Below are 828 nucleotides of genomic sequence, written 5' to 3' on the forward strand. Positions count from 1 at the left end.
GTACGGAGGCGAGCCCTCGCGGGTCGGAGGGGGAGCCGGGCGGGGCGAAGGCCGGGGGTGCCGTCGCTCCCTGGCGTACCGCACTGCGGGCCGGCGGGAGCGGCACGCCCGTCTGTGCCGGCGCCGGGGCCGGGGGCGCGCTGTACTGCTCGGTGGCCGGGACCGGCACGGTCAGGATCGACCCGGCGGACGGGCGCGTGGAGTGGACGGCCCGGTCCTCCTCGGACGGGAGCGCCCGCGCCCCGATCGTCTCGGGCGCGGTCGTTCTGTCCGGCGGCCCGGACGGGAAGCTGCGCGCGCTCGACCCGGTGAAGGGGACCGCCGTCCGGGACACCTCGCTGTCCGCGGGGCCCGGGGCGGCGTTCCCGGCGGGTGACACCCTGCTGACCGTCGCGGACGACGGGGCGGTGACGGCGCTGGACGCGGCGAGCGGGGCGCCGCGCTGGAAGAAGCGGCTGGCGGGGCATGTGCGGCCGGACTTCGCGCTGCACGACGGTGGGTCCGGGCTCGCCTACGCCTTCGAACACGCGGCCTCGGGTGCGTCGACGCTCGTCACGGCGGTGGACGCGGGAAGCGGCCGGGCGTCCTGGCAGCGGCGGCTGGACGGGGTGCTGACGCCGGTCTCCGCGGCGGGGGCCGGGGAGCTGGTGCTGACGGCGATGGACGAGAACTCGGACACCGCCGAACTGGTCCGGTACGCCCCCGCGTCCGGGGTCGCCGCCCGGATCGCGCTGCCCTTCACCTTGGACGGGCCGGAGGTGGTCATGGCCGGGGATGTCGCGTACCTGCTGGGGCGGGGCGGGTCGCTGCTGGCGGTCGACACGGGGG

At 78.0% G+C, this 828-nt stretch carries 1 protein-coding gene; it reads left to right on the forward strand.

The features are described from left to right. The coding region (locus D3105_RS34015) for a PQQ-binding-like beta-propeller repeat protein (RefSeq protein ID WP_165891147.1) at positions 1 to 828 on the forward strand (828 nt) is incomplete at both ends.

Source organism: Streptomyces globisporus (genome assembly GCF_003501885.1).
GTDB classification, from domain to species: domain Bacteria; phylum Actinomycetota; class Actinomycetes; order Streptomycetales; family Streptomycetaceae; genus Streptomyces; species Streptomyces globisporus_D.